This is a genomic window from Nonomuraea sp. B12E4 (assembly GCF_039871825.1).
GTDB lineage: Bacteria > Actinomycetota > Actinomycetes > Streptosporangiales > Streptosporangiaceae > Nonomuraea.
Genome location: NZ_JBDPME010000013.1, coordinates 121,882 through 147,075 on the forward strand (window position 1 = coordinate 121,882; position 25,194 = coordinate 147,075).

The 25,194-nt window shown below is 70.7% G+C and carries 20 protein-coding genes; 14 read left to right on the forward strand and 6 right to left on the reverse strand.

The genetic code is table 11. The annotated features are described in order from the left end of the window. The first annotated feature begins 7 nt into the window (after positions 1 to 7). Positions 8 to 247 (forward strand): exodeoxyribonuclease VII small subunit, encoded by a 240-nt coding sequence (locus ABGB18_RS27580; protein WP_347698507.1) that lies wholly within the window; start codon positions 8 to 10, stop codon positions 245 to 247. A gap of 100 nt (positions 248 to 347) precedes the next feature. On the opposite strand, the gene xseA is transcribed toward ABGB18_RS27580, so the two are convergent. Both xseA and ABGB18_RS27590 read right to left on the reverse strand, forming a co-directional pair. Next, positions 348 to 1,577 carry an exodeoxyribonuclease VII large subunit gene (gene xseA / locus ABGB18_RS27585; RefSeq protein ID WP_347698508.1) on the reverse strand — a complete coding sequence of 410 codons (1,230 nt, stop codon included), beginning with the start codon at positions 1,575 to 1,577 and terminating at the stop codon, positions 348 to 350. Positions 1,578 to 1,603: 26 nt separating this feature from the next. Further along, entirely contained in the window at positions 1,604 to 2,587 is a 984-nt protein-coding gene (locus ABGB18_RS27590; RefSeq protein ID WP_347698509.1) for a hypothetical protein, read from the reverse strand. Positions 2,588 to 2,688: 101 nt separating this feature from the next. On the opposite strand from ABGB18_RS27590, the gene ABGB18_RS27595 reads away from it, so the two are divergent. Continuing rightward, a complete protein-coding gene (locus ABGB18_RS27595; RefSeq protein WP_347698510.1) occupies positions 2,689 to 3,654 on the forward strand; it encodes a 4-hydroxy-3-methylbut-2-enyl diphosphate reductase in 966 nt (321 codons plus the stop codon). Positions 3,655 to 3,679: 25 nt separating this feature from the next. Here the strand turns inward: ABGB18_RS27595 and ABGB18_RS27600 are convergent, their stop codons facing one another. Both ABGB18_RS27600 and rmuC read right to left on the reverse strand, forming a co-directional pair. After that, on the reverse strand, positions 3,680 to 4,192 hold the full coding sequence (locus ABGB18_RS27600) for a DUF6542 domain-containing protein (protein WP_347698511.1): 513 nt from the start codon (positions 4,190 to 4,192) through the stop codon (positions 3,680 to 3,682). Positions 4,193 to 4,207: 15 nt separating this feature from the next. Next, complete coding sequence (rmuC, locus tag ABGB18_RS27605; protein ID WP_347698622.1) at positions 4,208 to 5,488, reverse strand: DNA recombination protein RmuC; 1,281 nt, start codon at positions 5,486 to 5,488, stop codon at positions 4,208 to 4,210. A gap of 186 nt (positions 5,489 to 5,674) precedes the next feature. On the opposite strand from rmuC, the gene ychF reads away from it, so the two are divergent. From ychF to ABGB18_RS27665, 12 genes are all read left to right on the forward strand, one after another. Continuing rightward, positions 5,675 to 6,751, forward strand: coding sequence for a redox-regulated ATPase YchF (gene ychF, locus ABGB18_RS27610; protein WP_347698512.1), 1,077 nt, complete (start codon positions 5,675 to 5,677; stop codon positions 6,749 to 6,751). A 195-nt stretch (positions 6,752 to 6,946) separates the two neighbouring features. Beyond that, positions 6,947 to 7,120, forward strand: a complete 174-nt coding sequence (locus ABGB18_RS27615) for a hypothetical protein (RefSeq protein WP_347698513.1) — start codon at positions 6,947 to 6,949, stop codon at positions 7,118 to 7,120. An 81-nt stretch (positions 7,121 to 7,201) separates the two neighbouring features. Continuing rightward, entirely contained in the window at positions 7,202 to 7,501 is a 300-nt protein-coding gene (locus tag ABGB18_RS27620) for a hypothetical protein (RefSeq protein ID WP_347698514.1), read from the forward strand. Positions 7,502 to 8,241: 740 nt separating this feature from the next. After that, on the forward strand, positions 8,242 to 8,994 hold the full coding sequence (locus tag ABGB18_RS27625) for a conjugal transfer protein (RefSeq protein WP_347698515.1): 753 nt from the start codon (positions 8,242 to 8,244) through the stop codon (positions 8,992 to 8,994). 81 nt (positions 8,995 to 9,075) lie between these two features. Further along, positions 9,076 to 9,321, forward strand: coding sequence for a hypothetical protein (locus ABGB18_RS27630; RefSeq protein ID WP_347698623.1), 246 nt, complete (start codon positions 9,076 to 9,078; stop codon positions 9,319 to 9,321). A 54-nt stretch (positions 9,322 to 9,375) separates the two neighbouring features. Beyond that, the gene (locus ABGB18_RS27635) at positions 9,376 to 12,399 is read left to right on the forward strand and encodes a TcpE family conjugal transfer membrane protein (protein ID WP_347698516.1); all 3,024 of its coding nucleotides are present in this window, start codon (positions 9,376 to 9,378) and stop codon (positions 12,397 to 12,399) included. 47 nt (positions 12,400 to 12,446) lie between these two features. Then, on the forward strand, positions 12,447 to 14,924 hold the full coding sequence (locus ABGB18_RS27640; RefSeq protein ID WP_347698517.1) for an ATP-binding protein: 2,478 nt from the start codon (positions 12,447 to 12,449) through the stop codon (positions 14,922 to 14,924). Then, positions 14,921 to 17,257 (forward strand): type IV secretion system protein, encoded by a 2,337-nt coding sequence (locus ABGB18_RS27645; RefSeq protein WP_347698518.1) that lies wholly within the window; start codon positions 14,921 to 14,923, stop codon positions 17,255 to 17,257. The genes ABGB18_RS27640 and ABGB18_RS27645 overlap by 4 nt, the downstream gene beginning before the upstream one ends. 2 nt (positions 17,258 to 17,259) lie before the next feature. Then, positions 17,260 to 17,886, forward strand: a complete 627-nt coding sequence (locus ABGB18_RS27650; protein ID WP_347698519.1) for a hypothetical protein — start codon at positions 17,260 to 17,262, stop codon at positions 17,884 to 17,886. Next, the gene (locus ABGB18_RS27655; RefSeq protein ID WP_347698520.1) at positions 17,883 to 18,977 is read left to right on the forward strand and encodes a bifunctional lytic transglycosylase/C40 family peptidase; all 1,095 of its coding nucleotides are present in this window, start codon (positions 17,883 to 17,885) and stop codon (positions 18,975 to 18,977) included. Before ABGB18_RS27650 ends, ABGB18_RS27655 begins: the two co-directional genes overlap by 4 nt. Positions 18,978 to 19,259: 282 nt before the next feature. Further along, positions 19,260 to 19,649 carry an NUDIX domain-containing protein gene (locus tag ABGB18_RS27660; protein ID WP_347698521.1) on the forward strand — a complete coding sequence of 130 codons (390 nt, stop codon included), beginning with the start codon at positions 19,260 to 19,262 and terminating at the stop codon, positions 19,647 to 19,649. Positions 19,650 to 21,142: 1,493 nt separating this feature from the next. Continuing rightward, positions 21,143 to 22,477: a hypothetical protein gene (locus ABGB18_RS27665; RefSeq protein WP_347698522.1), complete on the forward strand. Its 1,335-nt coding sequence runs from the start codon at positions 21,143 to 21,145 to the stop codon at positions 22,475 to 22,477. A 63-nt stretch (positions 22,478 to 22,540) separates the two neighbouring features. Here ABGB18_RS27665 and ABGB18_RS27670 read toward each other — a convergent pair whose 3' ends face one another. Both ABGB18_RS27670 and ABGB18_RS27675 read right to left on the reverse strand, forming a co-directional pair. Continuing rightward, positions 22,541 to 23,293 (reverse strand): succinate dehydrogenase/fumarate reductase iron-sulfur subunit, encoded by a 753-nt coding sequence (locus tag ABGB18_RS27670; RefSeq protein ID WP_347698523.1) that lies wholly within the window; start codon positions 23,291 to 23,293, stop codon positions 22,541 to 22,543. Next, positions 23,290 to 25,194 carry a fumarate reductase/succinate dehydrogenase flavoprotein subunit gene (locus ABGB18_RS27675; protein ID WP_347698524.1) on the reverse strand — a complete coding sequence of 635 codons (1,905 nt, stop codon included), beginning with the start codon at positions 25,192 to 25,194 and terminating at the stop codon, positions 23,290 to 23,292. The genes ABGB18_RS27670 and ABGB18_RS27675 overlap by 4 nt, the downstream gene beginning before the upstream one ends.

A 25,194-nucleotide genomic window follows, 5' to 3' on the forward strand; every position in this document is an offset into this window, starting at 1 on the left:
GGTCACCGTGGCAGAAGAGAAGGCGACGCCCTCATACGAGCAGGCTCGCGAGGAGTTGACCGAGGTGGTGCGCCGCCTCGAGACCGGCGGGCTGACCCTGGAGCAGTCGATCGAGCTCTGGGAGCGGGGCGAGAAGCTGGCGGCCGTCTGTGAGGAGTGGCTGCAGGGCGCCAGGGTCAAGCTGGCCGCCGCCATGGCCCGCCGCTCCGACGCCGCCTCGGGCCACTCCGAGGACGCCCCGTTCTGACGGCCGCGCGGAGCCCCGCGACGATCCGGCGATCCGCACGCCTCGCAGGTCAGGTCATGAGGCAGAGCAGATTGCCCTCCGAACGTAGACCACCAATCGGTTATGCGCCCTGGTTTCCGTCATGTCCGGGGTCCTCGACGCGTACGGACAGGCGGTCGTCGGTGAGGCGGATCGTCAGCGGCGCGCCGGGGGCGATGTCCTTGGCCAGGTGCACCACCTCGCCCGACGGGTGCTGGACGATGGCGTAGCCGCGCTCCAGCGTCGCCGCGGGGGACAGGGCGACGAGGCGGGCCCGCAGGTGGACGAGGTCGTCGGCGGCGCGGTCGAGCGAGCCGGACAGCGAGCGCCTGGCGCGGTCGCGCAGTGCCTCGGCCTGCTCGGCCCGGCGCTCCAGCTCGCGCACCGGGTCGGCCAGCGAGGGGCGCGAGCGCACCGACGTCAGCCAGGACATCTCGCGGTCGAGCCAGCCGTTCAGCACCCTGCGGCCCCGGTCGCGGAGCTGGCGCACCAGCGAGAGCTGCTCGCCCACGTCGGGGACGACCTTCTTGGCCGCGTCGGTGGGGGTGGAGGCGCGCACGTCGGCCACCAGGTCGAGCAGCGGGCTGTCCTGCTCGTGGCCGATCGCGCTCACCACGGGGGTGCGGCAGCCGGCCACCGCGCGTATGAGCGTCTCGTCGGAGAACGGCAGGAGGTCCTCCAGAGAGCCGCCGCCGCGGGCCACCACGATCACGTCGACCTCGGCGTCGGCGTCGAGCTTGCGCAGCGCCTCGGTCACCTCGCCCACCGCGTACGGTCCCTGGACGGCCACCTCCTCGACCTTGAACCGCACGGCGGGCCAGCGCCGCCGGGAGTTTTCCAGCACGTCGCGCTCGGCCGCGGAGTCGCGGCCGCAGATGAGGCCGACCGTGGCGGGCAGGAACGGCAACCGCCTCTTCCTGTCGGTGTTGAACAGCCCCTCGGCCGCCAGCAACTGCCTGAGCCGCTCCAGGCGGGCCAGCAGCTCGCCCACCCCGACCGGGCGGATCTCCAGGGCGGTGAAGGCGAAGGAGCCCTTGTTGACCCAGAAATCGGGCTTGACGTGCAGCACGACCCTGGCGCCGTCGGTCGGGCGCGGCACGCTCGCCTCGTAGACGCCGCGCGGGGCGGTGACCCGGGCGGACACGTTGGCCACCGGGTCACGCAGGGTCAGGAACACCGTGCCGCCGCGGGCGCTCAGGTCGGTGATCTGGCCCTCGACCCAGACCGTGCCGAGTCTGCCGATCCAGCCGCCCACCATCTGCAGGACCGTACGGATCGGCAGGGGTGACTCGGGCGTGGTCTTCGAGGTCATGGCGGAAGACTACGCGGTGGCCGGGACTATTCTCCGGCCTGCAGCTTGGCCAGGCGGTTTTCGAACATCCGGATGACCTCGGGCCGCGCCGCCGTCGCCTGCTCGTAGGCGAGGTAGTCGCCGATCTGCTCGGCGGTCTTGCCCCGCATCCTGGCGCGCAGGGAGGCGACGGTCAGCCCGGAGAAGCCGGGCAGCGGCTCGGCCGGCTCCCCGGCGGCGCCCTCGGACGCGGCAGCGGGTGCCTCGGGGGCGGCCGTCTCAGCGGCCTTCGCCTCAACCGGCGCGGCAGCCTCTGCGGCCTCAGGGGCCTTGGCGGCCTTGGCTGCCTTGGTGGATTTGGCGGGCTTGGCCGGCTTGGTGGCCTCGACCTCGGTGGCGGGCGCGTCGGCGGTGAGTGCCTCGGCGGCAGGCGCCTTGGGCGCGGTCACCGGCTCGGCCTCCTCCGTCACGGCGGCCTTCGACTCGGTGGCGGGCGCGGGCGTCACATCGGTGGCGGGGGTGGGCTCGGTGGTGGGCGCGGGCTCCTCCGTGACGGCCGGCTGGGGAGCCGCCTCCGGCTCGGTGACCGTGGCCGTGGCAGCCGTGGTGTCGGCCTTCGGAGCGGCCTCGGGCGCGTTGTCGGTCTTGCTCGCCGGGGCGAAGATGACGGGATCCGGCTTTGTCTTGGCGGCGCCGTTGGGCTCGGCCGAGCCGGGCCGCGGGGCGAAGATGACCGGCTCCCTGCGCGCGGGCTTGTCCTCCTCCCCCTTCTCGTCGGCCTTCGCCTCGGTCGGGGCCGCCGCGATCTGGTCGGCCGCGGAGGGCCGGGAGTCGTACTCCTCCTCCTTGCGCTCCTTCCCGCCCAGACCCTTGATCGAGTTTTTCACCCGGTCCACGAGCAGCAACGCCTGCCCGGCGGCGCTGAGCGTGGTCTGGACGACAAGAAGCGGCAGGTCCTTGGCCTTCTCCTTAAGTTCGTCCTTGTTGGTGACGGTTTTGGTGATGTTGCGTATCACGTCGCTGAGGGACATGAACGTCTCCCTGGGAGGTCAGTATTGGACGGCCAGTCTGGCAAACCGCGGGCAACCACGCACGCGCGGGCCGCATGGCCGCTCCACGTAGCATAGAAAGTATGGAGCCCCAGACCCCCACTTCCCGCCGAGTCCTCGTAGCCAAGCCACGGGGATACTGTGCCGGAGTCGATCGAGCCGTGGTAGCGGTCGAGAAGGCTCTGGAGCAGTATGGCGCCCCGATCTACGTACGCAAGCAGATCGTCCACAACACCCACGTCGTCAAGACGCTGGAGTCCAGGGGCGCCATCTTCGTCGAAGAGACCGAGGAGGTGCCCGAGGGGGAGATCGTGGTCTTCTCCGCCCACGGCGTCTCTCCCGCGGTGCACGACGAGGCCAAGCAGCGCCGCCTGCGTACGATCGACGCCACCTGCCCACTGGTCACCAAGGTGCACAACGAGGCGAAGAGGTTCGCCGCGCAGGACTACGACATCCTGCTGATCGGGCACGAGGGCCACGAGGAGGTCGAGGGCACCTCGGGTGAGGCCCCCGACCACATCCAGCTCGTGGACGGGCTCGACGCCGTCGGCAAGGTCCAGGTGAAGGACCCGGACAAGCTGGTGTGGCTGTCCCAGACCACGCTCTCGGTCGATGAGACCACCGAGACCGTCGCCCGGCTCAAGGAGCGGTTCCCCACGCTGATCGACCCGCCGAGCGACGACATCTGCTACGCCACGCAGAATCGGCAGGTGGCGGTCAAGGAGATCGCCGCGGAGTCGGAGCTGGTCATCGTGGTCGGCTCGGAAAACTCCTCCAATTCCAAGCGGCTGGTGGAGGTGGCCAAGGACTACGGCGCGCAGGCGGCCTACCTGGTCGACAACGCCTCCTTCATCGACGACGGCTGGCTCGACGGGGTCACCACGGTCGGCGTGACCAGCGGCGCGTCGGTGCCGGAGGAGCTGGTCGAGGAGGTGCTGGCGCACCTGTCCAAGCACGGGTTCGACGACGTGACCGAGGTGCAGCCGGTGCAGGAGAGCATGCGCTTCGCGCTGCCCCACGAGCTGCGCAGGGACCTGCGGGCGTCTTGACCGGGATCCGCGGACCGGGGGCGTCCTAGTCGTCCCCGCGCGGGGTGCCATAGACCTTGGGCTCGAAATAGCCCTCGGGCTCGGGCACGAACGGCTGCCGCGGGCGTGGCACCTCCGCCGCGCCCGCCTTCAGCTCCTCCCGCAGCTCGCGTACGTTGTCGCGGAGCCCGCGCCGCCAGGCGAGGCCCAGCACGAGCGCCGAGCCCGCGAACAACCACGGCGCGCCCCGCGTCAGCGACGTGTAGAGCCCCAGCGCCAGCGACTGCACGATCGACACCGAGCCGAACGCGCGCCCCAGCTCCACGAACAGCGTGGCGCAGAAGAACACCAGCGGTGGTGTCACCACCAGCGACAGCAGCTCGCGGCGGTTGACCAGGACCACGCCCAGCAGGCTCGCCAGCACGAACGCCGCCCCGACGATGTATTCGACGTCGAGCAGGGCCGTCAGGACATACCCGGCCAAGGTGGCGACCAGGGCGAGTGCGATGGCGCCGCGAGCGGTCAGCCTGACCGCGGGACGCCTGCCCTTCTCACCCACTGACCCACCCCCCATTTATTGCGGCCCGTTGGCCAACTTACCGTTCGAGTGGGAGAGGAGAGGCGACGTTGGGGCAGAAGAGGTTTCCAGCAGCTCCGGGGAGGCCAGGGGCCTGGGCAGGCCGTCGAGCATCTCGGGGGACTCCAGGTCGCCGTCCACGACGCCCAGATCGTGCAGCTTGCGCGCGGTGACCAGGACGCGGCTTTCGAGCGAACCGACCGACTTGTTGTACGCCTCCACGGCCCGCGTCAGTGCCCTGCCCAGCGACTCGACGTTCCTGCCCAGGGACGACAGCCGCTCGTACAGCTCCTTGCCCAGCTCGAACACGGCCCGCGCGTTCTCGCTCAGCGCGGCCTGCTGCCAGGCGTAGTGCGCGGTACGCAACATCGTGATGAGCGTCGTAGGCGTGGCGATGTGCACCCGCCGTGTCATGGCGTATTCCAGCAGCCCGGGATCGCGTTCCAGCGCCGGGGCCAGGAACGCCTCCCCGGGGATGAACAGCACCACGAACTCCGGCGACGGGTTGAACCCCTGCCAGTAGGACTTGGCCGCCAGCCGGTCGATGTGCTCGCGCACGTGCCTGGCGTGCGCGTCGAGCCGGACCGTGGCCAGCGACTCGTCGGCGGCCTCCGCGGCCTCCAGATAGGCCGCCAGCGACACCTTGGAGTCGACGACGATGTTCTTGCCGCCGGCCAGCCGGACCACCATGTCGGGGCGCATGGAGCCCTCGGTGACCTGCTCCTCGAAGTCGCAGTAGTGCTGCATCCCGGCGATCTCGGCGACCCTGCGCAGTTGCAGCTCGCCCCACCTGCCGCGGGCCTCGGGCCGTTGCAGGGCCCTGACCAGGGCGGTGGTCTGGGAGCGCAACTGCTCGTTGCTCTGCCGTACGAACTCCATCTGCTTGGCCAGCTCCGCCCGCGCCGCGCGCTGGCCGGACTCGGTGTCGCGGAGCTGGGACTCCACCCGCGCCAGGGCGTCCTTGAGCGGCTCGACCAGGTGCTCGACGGCCTGCTTGCGCTGGTCGAGGTCGCCTGCGGCCTCGGCGCGGCCGGCCGCGAACCTGGTCTCGGCCAGCTCCAGGAAGCGCACGTTGTTCGCGTCGAGAGCGCGGGTGGACAGGGCCTGGAAGCGCTCGGCGAGCTGCTCCTCGACGTAGGCCAGCTTCTCGGCGGCCGACCTGGCCCGCGCGTCCGCCTCGGCCACGCGCACCGCCGCCCGCGTCCTGGCCAGCAGGAATCCGACGAGCAGCCCGACGGCGAGACCTATGAGAAGCGACACGACGTCCACTTGATCGATGATTGCAGGACATCCGGGCGCGAATCTTTCCGACACGCCTGGACCTTCCGCTTGTGTGCCGGGCCCTCCGTCCTGTGAGCTGTCCGTACGCGCCGAGCAAGTAAACTTTGGCTCCGTGAGTGAGCGAAGCGAGGGAACCATCAAACACAGCAGCCCAAGGCTCGTGCGGCCGACGGAGTCGGGCGCATGAGCCTCTCCATCGGCATCGTCGGGTTGCCCAACGTCGGTAAGTCCACGCTCTTCAACGCGCTGACCAAGTCCGGCAACGCGCTCGCCGCGAACTACCCGTTCGCCACCATCGAGCCCAACGTGGGCATCGTGGGCGTGCCCGACGACCGCCTGCCCAAGCTGGCCGAGATCTTCGACTCCGCCCGCGTCCTGCCCGCCAAGGTCGAGTTCGTCGACATCGCGGGCCTGGTCAAGGGGGCTTCCGAGGGGCAGGGCAGGGGCAACCAGTTCCTCGCCAACATCCGTGACACCGACGCGATCTGCCAGGTCATCCGGGTCTTCTCCGACCCGGACGTCACCCACGTGGACGGCGAGATCTCCCCCAAGCGGGACATCGAGACCATCAACACCGAGTTGATCATGGCCGACCTGCAGACGGTCGAGAAGGCCGTCCCGCGCCTGCAGAAGGAGGCGCGCAACAACAAGGACAAGAAGGCCGCGCTGGAGGCCGCGGAGGGCGCCCTGCGGGTGCTGGAGACCGGCAAGACCATCTTCGAGAGCGGCCTCGACCGCGACGAGCTGCGCGAGCTGCACCTGCTGACGGCCAAGCCGTTCCTGTACGTGTTCAACCTCGACGCCGACGAGCTGACCGACTCGGCGCTCAGGGAGCAGCTCTCCACGCTGGTCGCCCCCGCCGAGGCGGTGTTCCTCGACGCCAAGATCGAGTCGGAGCTGGTCGAGCTCGACGAGGAGGAGGCGCTGGAGCTGCTGCAGTCGGTCGGCCAGGAGGAGTCCGGGCTGCGCCAGCTCGCCAGGGTCGGCTTCGAGACGCTCGGCCTGCAGACCTATCTCACGGCAGGGCCGAAGGAGACCAGGGCCTGGACGATCCGCAAGGGCGCCACCGCACCCGAGGCGGCCGGCGTGATCCACACCGACTTCCAGCGCGGCTTCATCAAGGCCGAGGTCGTCTCCTTCGACGAGCTGGTCGAGGCGGGCTCCATCGCCAACGCCCGCTCGGCGGGCAAGGCCCGCATCGAGGGCAAGGACTACGTCATGCGTGACGGCGACGTGGTGGAGTTCCGCTTCAACGTCTGAGCGCGGCGGTCGGCCGAAGTGGATCTGCTCGTTGTCCCACACGCCGCCGCGGCAGATCGCCTTGCCCCGCCCCACGGGGAGGATCGCGCCGCCGTCCTCGGCACACTCGCTGTCGGGGACCCGGGCGGGCGCCGCCGCGGCCGTGACGTCCCGGTGAGCGCGTAACGCCGGGACGTCGGACATGTGGTGGGCGCGATGAGCCCGCTCGCGGCGAGCGCGGCCGCGATGGCCGTCGTCGCGGGGGCGGGCAGTCTGGTTCCCGGCGGTTCGATCACCAAGGGTTGCCATTCACTACGCTACGTTACTGGCGATGAGGCGGCGGTGCAGGCTCGTCACAGTCGTGACTCCCGGAAGCGGCGGGTCATCTGATGCCGGGACAACTGATGCGACAACCACTGTGGGCTCCTGCGCGTCGAATCTCACGGCGTTCACGCTGACTCGGGAGGCCCCATGATCCGTCGCATCATCCGGAGACGACGTCCGGCGCCCACGCTCGCCGGCATCAGTCTTGAGGAGGAACTGGCCCTGATCAGGGTCGAGCTCATGTACGGCCTGCGCGTCAACCGTGAGGCGTACCTGCGCAGGAAGGCCGACGAGCGCAACGAGATGGTGACTCGTATGCGTGAACGGGACGCGGCCGAGATGCTGACGGACCTGCGCGGCTCCCTGGAGCGGGCGGTCCAGCCGACCGTGGTGGACCTGCGCGGCAGGAGACAGCCGCACTCCTCGCAGGATCCCGAGCCCGCCTGAGGGTCAGGCGGTCCCAGTGCCCCTGGAGCCCGCCGGGCGGCCTCAAAGCCCTCTGGAGCCCGCCGGGTGGCGGGGGTGGGCCGGGGAGTCCCGGAGCCCGTCGGGCGGTCGTCTGAAGGGGACTCGGGGGCCTGGGCGGCGGGTTGGATCTTGCGCCCTTGCGCTCGCGTCCCATACCGATTGCGCAGGTCGCTGAGCGTCCATGCCTGCTTTGGACAGGAATCCGTGGCCGCCCGGCTATGCGATTTTAGGCGTCTGGCCTGGTCAAAAGCCGTTTCTACCGGGAACTGCCAGGAATCGGCACTACGGTGAGTCACGCGTGCCCGGTTTGCCGTCAGGCCCGTCATGCCTGCAGCATGGGCGTGGCTTTCTGGAAGAATGGCGGAGACCGGATAGGGTGACTACTTCACCGCGGATGATGGGGATCGGCAACGGACGACACCGCGCCAGCCGGGGGGATCGGCGCGAGCGGAGGCGTGATGGCTCGTAGGTCTACCGTCCAGCACGATCCTCGGATCGCTGGCGACCCCGAGCTTTCCGCGCGCCTGGACACCGATGACTTCGACGCGCCACCACCCCGTAGGCCGCGTCGTGGCGGGTGGTCGGGCGGCGGCGGACGCTGGCTGGTATGGACCGGTCGCATCATTCTTTGGGCGCTTATCATAGTTATCGTGGTTAATGGGGTCCGTGCCCCATTTGAGCGGTTTACTCAGCAAGAGACCGCGGCGCCCAATGACGTCGTGCAGGTCAACCACGGATTCCCCGCCGAGCGGGGCATGGCTTTCGCGGCCCAGTTCGCGGGGGTCTATCTGAATTTCAACCCGGAGGACGCGGCGAGCAGGTCACGCAAGCTGGCGGCGTTCCTGGCCGAGGGCATGGACCCGCAAATGGGATGGGACGGCTACGGCCAGATGGCGGCGGTCGCCATCCAGCCCTACGACATCGAGGCGTCCGACGCTCACAACGCCGTGATCAGCGTGGCGTTCCAGACCGGCCCGCGCAGGCTGATGCTGTCCGTCCCGGTCTACTACTCCGGCGACGAGGGCGGCGGGCGGTTCGCGGTCGCCGGCCGCCCGGCGGTGCTGCCCGCCCCGGCTCCCGCCGAGGTGCCGCAGCTCGCCCCGCCGGAGATCGACGAGGCGGCCGCGGCCGACCTCAAACCACAGCTGGAGGGTTTCTTCACCGACTACGCCTCCGGAGCCGCGGGGCTCCAGCGCTACGTGGCCGCGGGCAAGAGCCTGCCGAGCTTCGCCGGCACCTTCACCTTTGCCGGGCTCAAGGAAATCGTGGTGCCTGTGGGGGGTGCTACCCGAGAGATACAGGCGGTGGTGAAGTGGGCCGTGCCGAACGGCGAGGTCCCGCCCACCCCCGACACCACCGACCCTGCGGCGGTCGGCGGGCAGTTGGAGCAGGCATATCGCCTGACCGTCGAGAAGCAGGGCGACAAGTGGTTCGTCGCCGACATCCGCGGCGCTGGTCGCGTCGTTGGATAGAAGCACGGCCGCGCTGCTGTTCGGTACCCCCCGGGAGGACAAGAAGTGACCTTGAAGACCGTAGTGCTCACCTTGATCGCGATGTCGCCGACGCCGACACCGACCGGAATAGACACCGGAGGGCTAGCCGACTTCCTGCGCGCGTTCTTCGCCCCGTTGTTCCTGGTCGTCGTGTCCGTGGTGGCGCTCTTCTTCCTCTTCACCCGCGAGATCACGCGGTTCGTTCAGTTCCTCATACTTGCTGTGGCCATCGGAGTGATCTTCTACGTTCCCAACATCATTGAGGTGACGGCGAAGGCGATCGCGGGCGCACTGGGCATCAAGTAAGGGTTGAGACCGCTCCGCGGCGGTCATGTACGAGCGGGTGGAGAGGAGGACCGCGTGGACCTGCCCACGTATACGAACATCTGGCGGATAGAGAAGCGGCTTTACAAGCTGTACGACCTACGGTTGCCGATGCCGCTGCCCATCGTCTGGATCGGCGTCTTCGTCGGGGTGTTCGTGCCGTGGTCGCTCCTGCTGGTCCTGGTCGGCGTGCCGGTGGAGATGCCGTGGCACGTGCTGTTCCTGGTGCCGCCCGGGATCGTGACATGGTTGTCCACCCGTCCCGTCATCGAGGGCAAGCGCCTCACCGAGCTTCTGGAGTCCCAGCTTCGCTACCTCGGCCAGCCGAAGGCCTGGTGCCGCCTCGCGCCCATGTCGGAGCCGGAGACGATCGCGTTCGCCGGCCGCGTGTGGCGCATCGCTCCCGCGCGGGCCAAGGCGAAGGCGCCGCGCAAGGCGCGCCGGCCGCAGGCCAAGCGCGAGGGCCAGCGGATCGCCGGTCCCCGTCAGGTCCGCCCGGCCGTGGCCGCCGCTGCCGCCGCCGCCGCGACGGCCCCCGTCGCCGAGCCGGCCACCACTCGCTGGGGCAACCGCCGGGGCGCGGCGCCCGCCCTCAGATCGCGGGTACGCCAGTCGGCATCGTCCCCGGCACCTGAGACCGGGGGAGAGCTCATACGCCGCGAGGAGGGCCTTTCCGGTGGCCCTGAACGCCTTTCCGGCGGTCCGGAACGCCGTCAGGACACACCGCTGACCGTCGTGCGCGGTGACGCCGAAGTCGCGAGCCGGGAGCTCGGCGCCGGGCGGCACGTCGCCGGACCGGAGTCCGACGGCGGAGACCGGGCCCCCCATGAGGTCGCCGCCCGCGGGAAGGCCGGCCGGGAAGCCAGGGGTCGCGAGCAGGACGTACCGAAGGCCGCGGACGGAGCCGCCGAGGGGGCGGAGCCGGTGCGCGGTGACCTGCCGACTGAGGCGGGGATCGCTCGCGGAGGCCGGCAGACCGGCACGGGGATCGCTCGCGGAGGCCGGGAGACCGGCGCGGGGGCCGCTCGCGGAGGCCGGGAGATGGAAGGCGAGGCCGCGCGTGTGGACCGGCTGGTCGGGGAGGCCGAGGTCGCGCGTGGGGCGGTCGTGCCGATCCGGACGGCGGAAAGTCGCAAGCCCGCGGCGGGCAAGCCGATCGACACCGAGGCGCTGCGGCGGTTGCGGAAGCTCGCGGCGAGCGCAGACGCGCCGGTCCTCTCGGAGGAACCCGCCGATCAGGGCGACGCGTCGCGGGGCGAGGACGAAGTCGCGCGGGACCAGCACAGGAAGGGGCAGCCGCCCCGGCTGAGCCCGTCGCTGGTGCCGTCCGGCCCGCAGCGGATCTGGTCGCCGCTCAACCCTGACGCCAAACCCCTGCCCCGCCCCGCGAAAAGCGACCATCCCGCCGGTGACGACCGCCTCCCCGGGAGCGTCGGCCCTCTGGGGGCCGGCCTTCCTGCGGGTGCCGACAGTCCTGCGGATGATCCTGTGGTCGGGAGTGACCGTCCAGCAGGTGGTCCTTCGTCCGGGAGTGACCGTCCAGTGGATGGCTCTCCGGCTGGGAGCGACCGTCCTGCGACTGGTTCTCCGGCTGGGGGCGACGGTTCTGCGGCCGGCCCTCCATCCGCCGCCGGGCACGCCGCCGGGGTGGGTGAGGACGGTCGGCCGGGCGAAGGTGGCCGTTCTGCGGTGGGTGATCGTCCCGCGGCGATTGGCAATCCGGCCGAGGGCGAGCAGCGGGAGAGTCGCGACGAGACCACGCCGGCCGCACACGACGTCAGCGCGGGCCCGGCCGGCCAGATCGGCGATGCGCCGCAGTCCGTGGTCGGTGACGGGCCGAGGGGTGCGGTCGGTGACGTGGCGCGGGGCGCCCTTGGTAAGGGTCGGCAGTCTGCGGGTGGCGATGGGTCGAAGGGTGTGGGCGGCGACGTGGCGCCGGGGGGTGTCGGTGGTCGTGGCGGGGCCGGGCAGAGGCGGGACGATGATCGGGTCGTGCCGATGACCGGTGTGGTCGGTGAGCGGGTGGCGCCGGGGCCCGTCGTGGGCGACGGTCCGGGGGAGGAGTTCGTGGCGCCCGTGCCCGGTAACCGGCCCGGTGAAGGGCGGGTGCGCAGGGTCGAGTCCGTCGTGGGGCGGGACTCAGGCGGGTGGCGGCGGATCGCGCAGGTGGTCGTCGGCGGCGGCGGGGTGCGTACCGATGGGTCCGAGGTCGACGAGGCCAGGGCCAGGGGCGTGTTCGGCGGCAGCCGCCGGATCGTCGTCCTGGGCTGCACCGGCGGCGCGGGTCAGAGCACCACGGCCCTCATGCTCGGCCACACCTTCGCCAAATACCGCGACGACAGGGTCGTGGCCGTCGACGCCAACACCGGCGGCAGCACCCTGACCAGCAAGATCCAGCCGGAGACCCCGGAGACCCTCACCTCCTTGCTGTCCGGGCTCGACCGGGTCAGCGGCTATCTCACGATGCGCGGGTACACCACCCGCACGGCCTCAGGACTGGAGGTGATCGGCGCGGACTCCGACGCGGGCGCCGAGCAGCGGCTCGCGGACCGGTCGTTGTTCTCCGACCACCGGCTCGGCGAGTCCATGCGCCTGCTCGACCACCACTACAAGCTGGCCGTCATCGACCCGGCCGCCGCGCTGGCCGCCCGGGTCCTGCCGTACGCCGACCAGCTCGTCCTGGTGGTCCCGGCGAGCGAGGAGGCGTCCGAGGCGGTGGCGATGACGTACGAGTGGCTCGACGGGCACGGCTGCGCGGAGCTGCGCAGGCGTGCCGTGATGGTGGTCAACGGCGTGAGCAGGCGTTCGATGGCCGACGTCGAGCAGGCGGAGTCGGTGGCCAGCGGCAGGTGCCGGGCCATCGTCCGGGTCCCCTGGGAGGACGATCTGGCGCCCGGCGGCGCCGAGGTGGTCGATCCCGGGCAGTTGCGCGCGGCCGGGCGGCGGGCCTACCTCGCCCTCGCCGGTGTCGTGGTCGCGGGCTTTGCGGCACAGACCGTACGACTGAGCGAAGAGGAGTTGGCGAGTGACCCCCCGGGCACGAGAATCGGTGAGCGATAAGTGAACAAGCGAGCAGGTCTGGCCCGTTCATGCGCCGAGGGGGCGGCATGAGCAGGGCGTCCCGGGCGCACCAACGCCTCGCGGTGCGCTATTTCGACGACCGCATCCTGCTCACGGACACCTGCGCATGGGCGTACTTCCGTCTCCCGACGGTCAGCTACGAGTTCGTCACCCCCGAGGAACGCGAGGCGCTGGCCACCAACATCACGATCGCACTGGCCGCGATCAGGATGCCCGACGCCGAGGTCCACCTGCGGGTGGCGCACCGCACCTACCCGGCCGCGGAGTGGGCGATGGCGCTCAACGCCACGTCCGACGAGGGATCCGGCTGGCGCGACTACCTGGAGGAGATGTACCGGCACGTCTGGGCCAAGGACTTCTGGTCCAAGGAGGTCTATCTCGGCGTCCGGCTCGGCCCGCGCGGCAAGCAGCTCGGCAGCGGCGTGCTCGCCCAGCTCCTCGGCCTCTACCAGAAGACCGAGAAGGCGCTCGGGATGGACGACGACCACGTCCCCGACAGCGAGATCGGCCGCTGGACCGAGCAGGCCGAACGCCTCGGCAGGGCGCTCGCGTCGAGCGCCCTCTACGCCAGGCACGCCACCTCCGTCGAGGTGGCGTGGTTGTTCCAGCACGCGGCCGCGGGCGCGCTCGGCGACCCGCCGCCGTCGGCCAGCCCGAAACGGCGCTGGGGCAAGGGCGAGATCGAGTCGCTGGTCGAGGGCGAGATCCACAACGGCAGGTCGTTGCTGCGCATCGTGCAGCCGCAGGGCGACTCCTACGTGGCCCACCTGTCGTTCGCCCGTTTCCCCGACCTCATGCCGTTCCCGGACGGCGAGCCGTGGATGCACTTCGCCGACCAGCTCCCGTTCCCGGTGGAGATCTCGTCGCGGATGCGGCTGGTCCCGCCGGTCAAGGCGTCCAGGGACGTGGCGCGCAAGCTGGCGCACGCCCGTGACATGGACCACCACATCCGGGAGGCCGGCGCGGAGGCGCCGCTGGCGCTGGCCGAGCAGATCGACGCGGCCCGCATGCTGGAGCACGGCATCACCAAGGCGCGCCTGCCGTTCGTGTACGGGTGGCACCGCCTGATCGTGGCGGCCCCGAGCGAGGACATCTGCGTGCAGCGGGTCGAGGCCGTCGTCGAGCACTTCCGCGACATGGGCATCGACGTGGTCAACTCGACGGGTGACCAGTTCTCGCTGTTCTGCGAGGCGCTGCCGGGCGAGAAAGTACGCGTCAACGCCTACGCGCAACGCCAGCCCCTGCGTACGATCGCGGGCGGCATGGCCACGGCCACCGTCGACGTGGGCGACCGGCTGGACGAGGGCAGCGAGGGCTGGCTCGGCCCGTACATCGGCGAGACCGTCGGCAGGGCCCGCAGCATCGTGCACTTCGACCCGCTGCTCGCGGCCACCCGCAACCGGCCCACCGCCATCGCGATCACCGGCGAGCCCGGCGGCGGCAAGACCACGCTGGCGCTGCTGATGATCTACCAGATGGCGCTCAGGGGCGTGACGGTCGCGGTGATCGACCCGAAGGGCGACGCGGAGTCGCTCGTACAGCTCCTGGAGAAGCGGGGTCGCAAGGCCAGGATCATCCCGCTGGGCTCGGCCGCGCCGGGGTTGCTGGACCCGTTCTCGTTCGGCGACGACATCGCGGCCAAGAAGACCATGGCCACCGAGACGCTGCGGCTGCTGCTGCCGCGTATGTCGGAGGAGCGCGAGTCGGCGATGATCCAGGCGGTGGCCGCCGTGTCCAACGCGCCCGACCCCTCGCTCGGCAAGGTCGTCGACTTCCTGGAGCGGGCCGACGACCCCGCCTCGAAGAACCTGGGCGCCGTGCTGCGCTCCATGTCGGAGATGCACCTGGCCAGGCTGTGCTTCGACCCCTCGGGTGGCGACCAGGTCGACACCGAGGGCTGGACGACCGTGTTCACGCTGGGCGGGCTGACGCTGCCGGACGTGACGACGGCCAGGGACGACTACTCCTACGAGCAGCGGCTGTCGGTGGCGCTGCTCTACCTGGTGTCCCAGTTCGCGCGCCGGCTGATGAACAGTCTCGACCGGCGCGCCCCCAAGGCGATCTTCCTGGACGAGGCGTGGGCGATCACCTCCACGCCCGAGGGCGCCAAGCTGGTGCCCGAGGTCAGCCGGATGGGTCGCTCCCGCAACACCGCACTCGTGCTGGTCTCCCAGAACGCGGGAGACCTGCTGAACGAGCAGGTGACCAACTGCCTCTCGTCCGTGTTCGCGTTCCGGTCCACCGAACGGGTGGAGGTGGACCACGTCATGTCGCTGCTCGGGGTGGAACCGTCGGAAGAGCACAAGGCCGTGCTGCGCTCGCTGGGCAACGGCGAATGCGTATTCCGCGATCTGGATGGCAGGGCCGGCCGCATCGGAGTAGACCTGATCTCCGAAGAACTTCTCCGCTGGCTCGACACGAACCCGACACACGACAAACCCGGCGTCGCCGGGCATGATGATCTTCAAGGGGGCGTGGGCAGGGCGCAGGAGGTACGGTCATGAAGATCCGACTATCCCGACGGCTGGCGCTGGCGCTTGCGCTCATCGCCGGAATCCTCGTACTACCGGTGGTGGTGGGCGGTCTGGCCACCCCGGCGGCGGCGGCCCCGTGCGACCTGTCGCCGCCGCTCACCCCCGAAGTGGTCGGCAGCGGCACCGACGGCATGATCCAGCCGCCGGTCCCCGAGGGCGGGGCACAGGCGCCGACCACCAACTACGGCCAGTTCGGCATGAGCGGTCAGTTCTGGCACACGCACGAGCTGGGCTGCTCCGACTACGTCGCCGTGCTCGGCAACATGTGGGCCAACGGCATCTTCACCGCGGCCAAGGCCGTCGACCGGCTGACGATCACCACCTACCAGGCCGCGGCGACCGAGGGACCGCTCCAGTCGATCAAGGACGTGGTCGACGACATCATCACCAACCTGTCCAACGCCATGTACTGGCCGTACCTGCGCCCGATCGTGATCCTCGGTGCGATCTGGCTGGCCTGGTACGGGCTGATCCGCAAGCGGGCCACCACGACCGCCGAGGGCGTGATCTGGATGGTGCTGGCGGTCACCGTGGCGGTCTGGTTCTTCAGCAGGCCCGGCGACTTCACCGGGCTGGGCAAGGTCGTGACCGACAAGACCGGCGAGGTCGTCAACTCCGCCTTCTCCGGCCTGCCCGGCGCGGGCGGCGCGTCCTGCCTGCCGCCACCCGGCACGGCCGACCCGCAGGTCAAGGCGGGCGGTTACGGCCAGAACGGCACGCCGGGCGTCGAGCAGAACGCCGACGCGCTGTGGTCCACGCTGGTCTGCAAGCCCTGGTTGGTGGGCCAGTTCGGCACCGCTGACCCGCAGCAGCCGATCGTGCGCGACTGGGGCAGGAAGATGCTGGAGATCCAGTCGATCCCGCCCGCGGTCGCCGGCCAGCCGGCCCCCGACGTGGGGGCGCGCCAGTCCGAGTACGCGGCGCTGGCCGACAAGCTCAGGAACGACCCCCGCTACACCGTCTTCTCCGGCCGCGACTGGTCCAACCGCCTCGGCGTGGCCGTCGGGGCGTTCATCGCGGCCCTGGTGGCGGGCACGCTCATCTTCCTGGTGGCGGTCTCTCTGCTGGTGCTCAAGGTGGGCTTCCTGCTGCTGCTGATCCTGGGGCCGGTGTTCCTGCTGATCGGCGTACATCCGGGCAGCGGCCGGATCGTCGCCATGCGCTGGGTGGAGATGCTCGTGGGCACTCTGCTGAGACAGGCGGTGCTGACGATCGTGCTGAGCGTGCTCGTCTACGGGTACGCGCTGATCATCTCCACCGCCATGCCCTGGGGGCTGCAGGTGCTGTTCATGGCCCTGCTGACGATCGCGGTGTTCTTCTACCGGCGGCCGTTCCAGCACCTGTTCGCCTCGATGAGCGGGCACACGGTCACCACCCGCATGCTCGGCGAGGCGGCCTCCTCCTCCGTGCTCGAACGCTCGGCGGGTGCGTTGCCGCCGGTCGCCTCGGCCCGGATCGGCCGCTGGGGCCTGCGCAAGGCCGAGCCCCTCATCAGGGCGGCGAGCGCGGCCAACCCGGCCGGGGTGGCGGCGACGGCGGCCACCGCCGGTCAGGCCCGGGTACGCGCCGAGGAAGGCGACGGCAACCCGGGCGGCGTCCGGATCCCGGCCACGGCGGCGCCGCTGGACACCGACCAGCCGGGCGGCAAGGCGACCGGCAGAGTGCCGATGGAGCCGCGCCGGGGTACGGCTCCGCCGCTCAACCTGGGCGGTACGCCAACCCGCGCGGGCGGGTCGCGGGTGGGCGGCGTGCCGGGCGCGAGTGGCGGATCCGGCTCGGGCGTCGCGTCCGGCTCGGGCAGCACGTCCCGTTCCGGCGGTTCCGGCGGTTCCGGCGGCTCGGATGGCGGCTGGTTCGGTGGCCGGTCCGGCGGGTGGGCGCCGCGTGGCGGCGCTTCGGCGGGCTCGCGCGGCACCGGGGGACGGTCGAGGTTCGGCGGCGCGGGCGGGTCGCGGTCTGGGGGCACGCGCTCCGGCGGAGGGCTGTTCGGCGGCGGGTCGGGCGGCTCCGGCGGCTCCGGCTCCGGCGGGTCGGGCGGCTCCGGCGGCTCGGGTGGCGGGCTGTTCGGCGGCGGCTCCCGGTCGGGCGGGTCGCGCTCCGGCGGCGGCTCCCGGTCGGGCGGCGGCGCACCGAGGTCCGGCGGCACCGCGCCCGGTCCCCGCATCTTCGGCTCCGACGACCGGTCGTCCCGCGGCTCGGAGGCGCCCCCGCTGTGGTTGCGCAGCAGCCGCAACGGCGGCTCCGAAGGCGGCGATCCCTCCGTGCCCTTCTGGCTCAAACCGAACAACCCTGACAAGGACTGAACATGGCGCAGCCCGGTGACAGGCGCGGGGTGGCCTTCGCCGCCATCGTCGTGGTCATCGCCGCGGTCGGCATCTACCTGACGATGTGGCCGGACCCGGGAGAGGAGCCCGAGCCCGGCCCCGTCGCCACCACGTCGGCGGCCGGCGCTCCCGCCCCGACGAGCAGGCCGCTGGCGACCGCGAGCTCCGCACCGTTCGACGTCTACTCCTACCTGCCGCTGAGCAAGGAGCAACTCGCCGCGGCCGCCGACCTGGCCGAGCGGTTCACCGCCGTCTACGGCACCTTCCGCTATGACGAGGATCCGGCGGCGTACGCGGGCCGGTTGAAGGCGTACACGACGGCGGAGCTCGGCGGCATCCTGGCCAGGACCATGACCTCGGCGGGCACCATCGAGCGCAACCGCAGCGACGAGATCGTCTCCACGGCCACGGCTCGCGTGAAGGAGATCAGGCAGATCGACAAGAGCTCGGTCGTCTTCGTGGTCACCGAGAGCCGGCAGGTCACCGCCAAGAGCGGCAACCAGCAGGTCACGGACGACCTCGCGGTCACGGTGAGCCAGTCCGGGACCGACTGGCGGATCTTCGAGGTGCTGCCGGCGACCGAGGGCCAGGACGGGGACCCGGCGTGAACTCCTCACGGGCCCGCCTTTTCCTGCTGATCGGGCTGGCGGGGGCGCTGCTGCTGGTGGCGGTGATCGTGTCGCCGCTGTTGCTGATCTCGCTCCCGTCCTTCATCACCGACGGCGGCACCTCGCCCGACTGCGAGGACACCACGCAGGTGGAGGAGGTCTCGGACTCGGGCACCGCCGACATCCCCGCCGACTACCTGGAGCTGTACCGGGAATACGGCAAGGACGTCGGCGTCCAGTGGAACATCCTGGCCGCCGTCGGCAAGCGCGAGACCGACCACGGCCGGTCCGACCTGCCCGGCGTCAAGAGCGGCACCAACTACGCGGGCGCGGCCGGGCCGATGCAGTTCCTCATCTCCACGTGGGGCGGCAAGGCGCGGATCTCGATGTCGTCGAAGTTCAACGGGTACGCCTCCGACGGTGACGGCGACGGCGTGGGCGACGTGTACAACCCGGCCGACGCCATCCTCGGCGCCGCCAAGATGCTCAGGCGCAACGGGGCCCCGGAGGACGTACGGCGGGCGCTGTTCGTCTACAACAGGGCCTGGTGGTACGTCGACCAGGTCGAGGAGATCGCCAGGAACTATGCCAAGTCCGGCGCGGTGGAGGTGCCGCCGCAGGCCTCGGAGGACTGCGACGACCCGCTGATCGCGGCCGCGCCCAGCGAGGTGGTGACCAAGATCCTGCAGTACGCGCTGGCGCAGCGCGGCAAGCCGTACCTGTGGGGCGGGACGGGGCCGGACTCGTTTGACTGCTCGGGGGTCATCTACGCCGCCTATCGTGCTGCGGGGTTGCAGATTCCCCGTACGACGTTCACGCAGTGGCCGTTCGGAATTCGGATTTTAGAGGGCGAAGAGCAGCCGGGGGATCTGGTGTTCTTCAACTCGGGACCCGGCACGTCCGCCACCAGCCCTGGGCATGTCGGGCTCGTCGTGTCCAAGGGGAAGATGCTGGAGGCCAGGTGCCGGCTGTGCGGGCCGATCAAGGTCACGAGCTACGAGTCCCGTACCAACCGGGTGGGTTTCACCCGTCCGCTGCAGAACGCCGACGTCATCGAGCAGCTCAAGAAGCTGCAGGATCCGTCCCTTTGACATCCTCCCCACGGATGAATCCGGGGGATCTCAACCCATCTCATGCTGGGAGGAGGACAGGTTGAGGTTCACGGTTCGCAGGCACGATCCCGCACGCCGAGCAGCGCTGACTCGTGCTCGGCCAGCGCCTGCTCTTGGGCGGGTGTGGGGTGCAGCCGGTGACGGGACACGCCGATCAACCTCAGTACCGGCAAATCCTGCGGCACCGTGCCGTGTTTCCTCCCCAGGGCTGAAGCCCGGGGTCTCCACGCTTCAAGGAAATTCGATGAGAAAGCCCAACGCATGAGTGCTGTCGTGGTCGTGGCCGCAGTGATCGTCGGTTCGGGCGGCCGGGTGCTCGCCGCCCAGCGCGCCGAGCCCCCGGCCCTCGCGGGCGGCTGGGAGTTCCCCGGCGGCAAGGTCGAACCGGGGGAGGCCGAGGAGGTGGCGCTCGTCCGGGAGTGCCGCGAGGAGCTCGGCGTCGAGGTCGTGGTCGGCGAGCGGGTCGGCGGTGACTGGCCCCTGTCCGACGGGTACGTCGTGCGCGTCTGGCTGTGCTCGCTGCCCGCGGGGGAGCCGGAGGCCAAGGAGCATCTGGCGCTGCGGTGGCTGGGTCCCGGCGAGTATTACGACGTCGAGTGGCTCCAGGCCGATCTCAACGTCATGAAGACCGTGGAGAATCTGCTCCAGTGAGATTAACCCCTTCCTCTCTGTGACAGAATGGTTACTAGAAGTGATATGTCGCAGCGGGGGAGTGGGAGTGATGCGTCGTGGATGGATCATCGCTGGAGCCTTGATCCTGGTGGCGGTCCCCTCCATGCCCGTGGCGGCGGCTGGGGTGTCACTGATGCTGGAGAAGGTCCACGTGCCTGACAACGGGAAGTGGGTCAGGACCGGGGACGTGCAGCGGTTCCGGGTGCGGCTGAACGGGATGGCCAGGGGCGTCCGGGTGGCGGCGACACGCGGCCAGGCGGTCACGCGCGCGGGTGGGGCGTCGGTGCTCGCTATGCAGGCGTCCGCGGGGCGTGGTGCCGATGCCTCGGGTGAGGCGGGGACATCCCCCGGAGAGGCGCCCGCGATCACGGGTGAGGCGGCGACGCTCTCTGGTCAGGCCGTTCGTGTCCCGGCCACGCGCTGCCACGGCGCCCAGGCACTGCCCGGGCCGGTCAGCCAGTCGGCTGCCGGCGGGACCGACCCTCTGTGGGCCGGCGCGCAGGGTCGGCAGCCTGCGCCCACCACCGCGCGTTCCGGCCGCATCCCCGCCGCGAGTGGGCCAGCGGCCGGTGGTATGGCGCTGGGGTCGGGGTCGGTGGCTGGTGGTATGGCGCTGGGGTCGGTGGCCGGTGGCACGGCGCCCGGGTCGGTGGCGGGCGGTGTGGCGCCGAGGTCGGTGGCGGGCGGTGTGGCGCCGAGGTCGGTGGCCGGTGCGGAGCCTTGGGCGCTGGGAGAGATAAGGGGTGACAGCGGCTTGGGGTTCCCGCAGGCCGTGCCTCAGCAGGCGGTTTCCGGCGCGTCGCAGCAGGCTCTTACGAGCGTCCCTCAGCAGACCCAGCCCCGTGCTCGCGCACAGGCTCGGGGTGGCACCGCCCCGCAGGCGTCGGCGGGCTCTCGGGTGGCGCGCGGGGAGGGAGCGCAGCCTGGGGTGGTGCGAGGACCTCAGCCCGGGAGGGCGTCTGGTGCGCTGCCAGGGGCGGCCTCGGGTGCACGGCCGGGGGTGGCGTCGGGTCTGCGGTCTGAGGGGACGGCCGGGGTTCCGCCTTCGATGCCGCCTGGGGCGTCCGGGGTGCTTGGGATGCCTGGTGGGGTGCAGGCTGGGATGCCGGGGGTCGGGGCTCAAGCGCTCAGGCTGCCAGAGGCTACGGCTGGAGCGGTGGGGTCCATGGGGGAAGAGGAGGCGCGAGGGGTGGCGCCGCTGCCATGGGAGGCCGGTGGGGTGCTTGAGCCGGTGCGGCCCGTGGCTTGGGTGAGTCCGTTGGATGGGCCGGCGGGGTTCGTGGGGGTGGCCGGCGGGATCGGGCTGCTTCTGGGCGGGCTTTGGGGGATTGGCACGGTACAACGGGGCCGTAAGGGACGAAAGGTGTTGTAATTCGGCCTTTACCGTTACTTTTACCCGACTAGTATTCCCTTGACCATGGTTCTAGGGACTTAGGCGGAGGCTTCCGGTGGCACGCAGGCGAGCGACGGCCGTGTCCGCAATCGTCTTGGCACTGGGTCTGGCCGGTGCAGGGGTGACGCCGTTCGTGGTGCAGAGCGCGAACGCGTCCGCGGCGTACGACCCGGTGGAGCCGTGTGACGTGGGCGAGGTGTGCGACGCCGTGCCCGAGACCACGGTGACCATCACCACGACCACGACGCTGGACACGCCGTCCCCTGAGCAGCCGCTGGACACGCCGGAGACGACGATCACCAAGACCGTCACCGCGAAGCCCACGAAGCCGACCAAGTCGCCGACGCCGACCAGGACCTCCTCACCCCCGCCGATCAGCACGCCGTCGAGCACCCCCACGCAGAACCTGCAGCCGCTGCCCACGCAGAGCATCGAGGTGCCGCCCACCTCATCGAGTCCCGAACCGTCCGTGGAGTTGCCGGCCGTCGCGACCAGCCAGCCGGTGCCGAGCGCGACGCCGAGCGAGACGGAGGCCGCCTCGACCGAGGCGGTCCTGGAGTTGCGGCAGGCGGCGCCGGAGTTCGACCAGCGGACGCTCACGCAGCAGCTCAGCATCCCGGCCCTGGTGCTGGTCCTGCTGGCGCTCTTCGCCGTGCTGATCTTCGAGGGGCGGCTGCGCCGGATGGCCCACGCGGCGGCGGTGCGTAAGGCGGGACCCCAGGCAGGCCGGCCGGACATGCCGTCCGGCGGCGGATATCCGGCGGGTCCCGGATACGCCGCGGCGGCCTTCCCGGCCCCGGGCTACCCGGGCGGCACGGCGTACGCGCCGATCATCTCCTTCGTGCCCGTGCAGACCTACCCGAGCGGCCAGGCCCAGTACGGCGCCGTCTACCACGATCAGCACCCGTACCCGCACCAGGGCTATATGGAGGAGCCGCCCGCGCCCGAGGCCCCGCCGGAGCCGATGGTGCTGCACCCGGACGACTTCGACTCCTACAGCGAGCCGCCGGAGCCGAAGGCACGCGAGTTCCGCGACCCGTTCGAGCCGGTGATCCAGCCCTCGGAGACCCCGTCGTCGGAGATCCCGCCGGGCGGCGCGAGCCCGTACGACGACGACACCGAGCGCCCGTTCGGCGCCCCGGCCGCGTGGGCGGAGTCGGGCGACTCGGAGCCGTGGCAGCAGTCCACGGGCCGGTCGTCGTCGCTGTTCGAGCCGGGGCCGAAGCCGGGGCTGGACGACGGCCCGCGCGACTACGATCCGCCTCCCTACGTGGCGGCCGACACCGAAGCGACCGCGGTTCAGCCGCTGCCCGACAAACCGGACGCGGAGCCGGCGGCGCCGGAGAAGGGCGGCACCGAGCCGACCAAGGAGATGCCTGACTCCAAGCGCCGGCGCTGGGGGCGTAAGAAGTAGGAAGACGGCAAAGGGCGGGGACCGGAATTCCGGTCCCCGCCCTTTGCCGCGTTCGGCGAGCCGCTACTTGGCGCGCTTGAAGATCTTGTTGCCCAGCCACACCAGCGGGTCGTACTTGCGGTCCACCACGCGCTCCTTCATCGGGATCAGCGCGTTGTCGGTGATCTTGATGTGCTCGGGGCAGACCTCGGTGCAGCACTTGGTGATGTTGCAGTAACCGAGCCCGTGCTGCTCCTGGGCGGCCTCCTGGCGGTCGGCCACGTCGTACGGGTGCATGTCCAACTCGGCGATCCGCATGAGGAAGCGAGGGCCGGAGAAGTTGGCCTTGTTCTCCTCGTGGTCACGGATCACGTGGCAGACGTTGTTGCACATGAAGCACTCGATGCACTTGCGGAACTCCTGCGAGCGCTCGACATCGACCTGCTTCATCCGGTATTCGCCGGGCCGGACCCCCTCCGGCGGGGTGAACGACGGGATCTCCCGGGCCTTCTGGTAGTTGAAGGAGACGTCCGTGACGAGGTCCTTGATCACCGGGAAGGTGCGCATCGGCGTGACCGTGATGGTCTCGTCCTCCTCGAAGGTGGACATCCGGGTCATGCAGCCGAGTCGCGGCTTACCGTTGATCTCCATGCTGCACGAGCCGCACTTGCCGGCCTTGCAGTTCCAGCGCACCGCCAGGTCAGGTGCCTGGGTGGCCTGGAGGCGGTGGATGATGTCGAGGACGACCTCGCCCTCGTTCACCTCGACGGTGAAGTCCTCGAGCTTGCCCTCGCCGCCCTCACCGCGCCAGACCTTGAACTTTGCCTTGTAGCTCATGACTTCTTCGCTATCCCGTCGAATTCGGCCATTTCCTCGTCGGTGAGGTATTTCGTCAGCTCGTCCCTGTCGAACAGGGCGATCAGGTCGTCGCGCATGGTCGGCTGGAGCTGCTCCTCCACCTGGACGGTCGTGCCGTCCTCGCTGGAGCAGACGAGCAGCTTGCGGCGCCATTCCGGGTCCATGACGGGGAAGTCGTCGCGGGTGTGCCCGCCGCGGCTCTCCTCGCGCCGCAGGGCGGCACGCGCCACGCACTCCGACACCAGCACCATGTTGCGCAGATCGATCGCGAGGTGCCAGCCCGGGTTGTAGATGCGCGAGCCGGCCGCCCCGACCAGGCGTACGCGCTCCTTGAGCTTCTCCACGACGCCCAGGGCCTCGGAGATCTCGCCGGCCTTGCGGATGATGCCGACCAGGTCGTTCATCGTGCGCTGGAGCTCGTGGTGGACCTCGTAGGGGTTCTCGCCGGCCCGGCCCAGCGGCGCCAGCGCCTCCTCGCGCGCGTCGGACACCGACTCCGGGGCGATCTGGGGCCTGGAGGCCAGCTCGTCCACGTACGCCGCCGCGCCCGCGCCCGCCCGGCGCCCGAACACCAGCAGGTCGGACAGCGAGTTGCCGCCCAGCCGGTTGGAGCCGTGCATGCCGCCGGAGACCTCGCCGGCCGCGAACAGCCCCGGCACGGCCGCCGCCCCGGTGTCGGCGTCCACCTCGACGCCGCCCATGATGTAGTGGCAGGTCGGGCCCACCTGCATGGGCTCGGCGGTGATGTCGACGTCGGCCAGCTCCTTGAACTGGTGGTGCATCGACGGGAGCCGCTTCTTGATCTCCTCGGCGGGCAGCCGGGTGGAGACGTCCAGGAAGACGCCGCCCTGGGGTGAGCCGCGACCGGCCTTCACCTCGGCGTTGATCGCCCGGGCCACCTCGTCACGCGGCAGCAGCTCCGGCGGGCGCCGGTTGTTGGCCTGGTCGGTGTACCAGCGGTCGCCCTCCTCCTCGGAGGTGGCGTACTTGTCCTTGAAGACGTCCGGGATGTAGTCGAACATGAAGCGCTTGCCCTCGGAGTTGCGCAGCACGCCGCCGTCACCGCGGACGGACTCGGTGACGAGGATGCCGCGCACGGAGGGCGGCCAGACCATCCCGGTGGGGTGGAACTGGATGAACTCCATGTTGATCAGCTTCGCGCCGGCCATCAGGGCCAGGGCGTGGCCGTCGCCGGTGTACTCCCAGGAGTTGGAGGTGACGACGTACGACTTGCCGATGCCGCCGGTGGCCAGGACGACGGCCGGGGCGTCGAAAAGCACGAAATTTCCGGACTCACGCCAGTAGCCGAACGCGCCGGCGATCCGGTCGCCGTCCTTGAGCAGGCGGGTGACCGTGCACTCGGCGAAGACCTTGATGTAGGCCTCGTAGTCGCCGTGCGTCTCGTAGTCCTCCTGCTGGAGCGCCACGACCCGCTGCTGCAGCGTACGGATGAGCTCCAGCCCGGTGCGGTCGCCCACGTGCGCGAGCCGCGGGTATTCGTGCCCGCCGAAGTTCCGCTGGCTGATCTTGCCGTCCTTGGTGCGGTCGAACAGCGCGCCCCAGGCCTCCAGCTCGTAGACGCGGTCCGGCGCCTCCTTGGCATGCAGCTCGGCCATCCGCCAGTTGTTGAGGAACTTGCCGCCGCGCATGGTGTCACGGAAGTGCACCATCCAGTTGTCGTCAGGGTTGACGTTGCCCATCGCGGCGGCGGCGCCGCCCTCGGCCATGACGGTGTGCGCCTTGCCGAACAGCGACTTGCAGATGATCGCCGTCCGCTTGCCCTGCTGGCGGGCCTCGATCGCGGCCCGCAGGCCGGCGCCGCCCGCGCCGATGACGATGACGTCGTATTCGTGACGCTCTGTGTTAAGCGAGTTTTCCAC